Below are 2,889 nucleotides of genomic sequence, written 5' to 3' on the forward strand. Positions count from 1 at the left end.
GCCGGGGCGGCTTCACCGGGCTGCTGCTCGGCTCGGTCAGCCAGGCCCTGCTGCATCACGCCCACTGCCCTGTCGCGGTGGTGCGGGGAGAGGACGCGCGTCACTGACTGCCCCTTGCCCGGGGCTCGCCGCCCGGTTCCGCGCCGTGGGCGGGCGGGGGACCGGGTGCCGGGTGGGTGCGAAGCGGGTGAGGACGGGTCCGCAGATCGCGAGGAGCATCACGTAGGTGGTGACCAGGGCCGCCAGACGGCCCTGGCCGGGCGCGGCCAGGCCGATGATGACGACGGAGAACTCGCCGCGGGCGATGAGCGCGGTCCCGGCCCGCAGCCGGCCGCGGCGGCCCGCGCCCTCGCGCTTGGCGGCGTACCAGCCGGAAGCCAGCTTGGTGGCCGCGGTGACCACGGCCAGCGCCACGGCTGCGGGCAGCATCGGCAGCAGATCGCCCGGATCGACGGTCAGCCCGAGGGCGAGGAAGAACACCGCGGCGAACAGGTCGCGCAGTGGGCTGAGCACGGCGCGGGCCCGGTCGGCGGCGGCGCCGGTCAGCGCGAGACCGATCAGGAAGGCGCCGACGGCGGCGGAGACGTGGATGATCTCGGCCAGCGCGGCCACGATCAGGGTGATGCCGAGTACCCGGAGCAGCACCTGCTCGGGATCGGGGTGGGTCAGGACCCGGCCGACATGGTGGCCCCAGCGCCAGGACACGACTATCGCCGCGGCGACGGCCGCCATGGCCGCCGCGACGGCGAGCAGGGCCTGCCACCACGCTCCTCCGGAGACCACGACGGCCAGTAGCGGAAGGTAGGCGGCCATCACGAAGTCCTCCACCACCAGCACGGACAGCACCGCCGGGGTCTCCCGGTTGCCCAGCCGCCGCAGGTCGCCGAGCAGGCGGGCGATGATGCCCGAGGAGGAGACGTAGGTGGCGCCGGCGAGTGCGAGGACGCCGACCGCGTCCAGGCCGAGCAGCCAGCCGGCCAGGGCACCGGGGGTGGCGTTGAGGACGAGGTCGACCACGGCGGAGGCGCGGTGGCGGTGGAGGCTGGCGGTGAACTCCTGGACGGTGAAGTCCAGGCCGAGCGTCAGCAGCAGGAGGATCACACCGATCGAGGCGCCGGTGTCGACGAAGTCCCGGGCGGCCGGAACCGGGGCGATGCCGCCGTCGCCCAGGGCCAGTCCGGCCACCAGGTACAGCGGCACGGGCGAGAGAGCGAAGCGCCGTGCGACCGTGCCGAGCAGACTCAGCGCGGTCAGGATGGCCCCGAGCTCCAGGAGCAGGGCGATGGGTGTGTGCACGGGTCAGCCCTGGACGATGTGCTGCACGCCGGCGATGCCGTCGCGGGTGCCGATCACCACCAGGACGTCTCCGGCCTCCAGGGTCTGGACGGGGCCGGGTGAGGCGATCACGTCCTCGCCGCGGACGACGGCCACGATCGATGCGCCGGTGCGGGTCCGGGCCCGGGTGTCGCCCAGGGCTCGGCCGGCGAACGGGCTTCCGGGACGGACTTCGACCTGGCCGGCGCTCAGGCCGGGCACCTCGCGGGTCAGGTCGGCGAACCGTTCCGCGATGCGCGGGGCGCCGAGGATCTCGGCGAGGGTGTCGGCCTCCTGGCTGGTGAGCCGGAGGACCGACTGAGCCTCGTCGGGGTCGTCACCGGGATACACCACGAGTTCGAAGTCGCCCGTGCGCTGGGCGACGACCCCGATCCGGTCGCCCTCGTGGTTGACGAACTCGTACCGCAGCCCGACGCCGGGCAGCAGCACCTCGTTGACGTCCATGTGGACCTCTCTGTCAGTCACGAACCCGGTCTCCCGCGTAAACCCGTACCAGCGGCACACCGCGTACGGCTGTTGCGGCAGATGGGTACTCGAGACAGGCGCCCCAGGTGTCCGGCCGGTACGGGTCGATGGTCAGTGTCCCGACCGCACGGGGCGTGTCGGCAGGGCCGAGCGGTCCCTCGTGCGGCCGGATGGCCCCTGGCCGCGGTGGGGCGGCTGCCCCGAGGCTGGGAGTTGAAGGAAGGCCGCGCCTCGGCGGCGTTCCGGGATGGGAGAGCCCAGTGAGTGATCCGGTGATCGTGGGTGTGGACGGTTCCGCGTCCAGCCTGGAGGCGGTCGACCTCGCGGCACGTGAGGCGCACCTGCGCGGCGTGGCGCTGCGGATCGTGCACGCCTTCGGTCATGCGTCCGGACACCTGTCGGCCGGTGGCCCGCCATGGACCGCCGACCACGGCCTGGAGTCGATGGCGCGGGGGGCGTTGGCCCGCGCCGAGGAACGGGCGCACGTGGCGGTGCCGGGTATCGAGATCACCCGGTCGGTGGTGGCCGGCGAGGCGCTTGAGGTGCTGGAGATCGAGTCGCGCTCGGCGGCGCTGGCCGTGGTCGGCAGCCGCGGCCTGGGCGGGTTCGCCCGGCTGCTGCTGGGCTCGACGGCGGTGCAACTGGTGGCACACGGTCACTGCCCGTTGATGGTGGTGCGTGGCCGCCCCGATCCGGCCGGTCCGGTGCTGCTGGCCGTGGACGGCTCCGCAGCCGGAGCGTCGGCGGTGCAGTTCGCGTTCACCGAGGCCGCGCTGCGTAAGGCACCGCTCGTGGCCGTGCACGTGTGGAACACCTGGAGCGAGCGTGCTTACGAAGGTCCTGACGACCCTCTGACCGCTGTGGTGGCAGACGCCGACCGACTCCGCGAGGCCGAGCAGCACCTGCTGGACGAGACGGTGGCCTCCTGGCAGAACGTCTTTCCACAGGTTGTGGTGGAGCGGCGCCTGGTGCGTTCCCGGATCCGCCCGGCGCTGATCGACGCCACGCGGGAGGCCCAGCTGGTGGTGGCCGGCGCCCGGGGCCGGGGCGGCTTCACCGGGCTGCTGCTCGGCTCGGTCAGCCAGGCCC

The 2,889-nt window shown here is 73.6% G+C and carries 3 protein-coding genes and 1 pseudogene; 2 read left to right on the forward strand and 2 right to left on the reverse strand.

Features of this window, described 5'->3' with window-relative positions; all coding sequences use genetic code 11:
• On the forward strand, nt 1–107 hold a 107-nt coding region (locus RB628_RS40135; protein WP_318325589.1), incomplete at its 5' end, for a universal stress protein.
• A 145-nt stretch (nt 108–252) separates the two neighbouring features.
• Here the strand turns inward: RB628_RS40135 and RB628_RS40140 are convergent.
• Nucleotides 253–1,296 (reverse strand): annotated as a pseudogene (locus RB628_RS40140) (cation:proton antiporter); the annotation flags it as partial.
• Nucleotides 1,297–1,299: 3 nt separating this feature from the next.
• Nucleotides 1,300–1,800 (reverse strand): cation:proton antiporter regulatory subunit, encoded by a 501-nt coding sequence (locus tag RB628_RS40145; protein ID WP_318325587.1) that lies wholly within the window; start codon nt 1,798–1,800, stop codon nt 1,300–1,302.
• Nucleotides 1,801–2,060: 260 nt separating this feature from the next.
• Here RB628_RS40145 and RB628_RS40150 point away from each other — a divergent pair.
• Nucleotides 2,061–2,889 (forward strand): universal stress protein (locus RB628_RS40150; protein WP_318325588.1); only part of this gene is annotated, 829 nt, incomplete at its 3' end.

The sequence above is a fragment of the Streptomyces sp. ADMS genome (assembly GCF_033441795.1).
Taxonomy (GTDB): Bacteria; Actinomycetota; Actinomycetes; order Streptomycetales; family Streptomycetaceae; genus Streptomyces.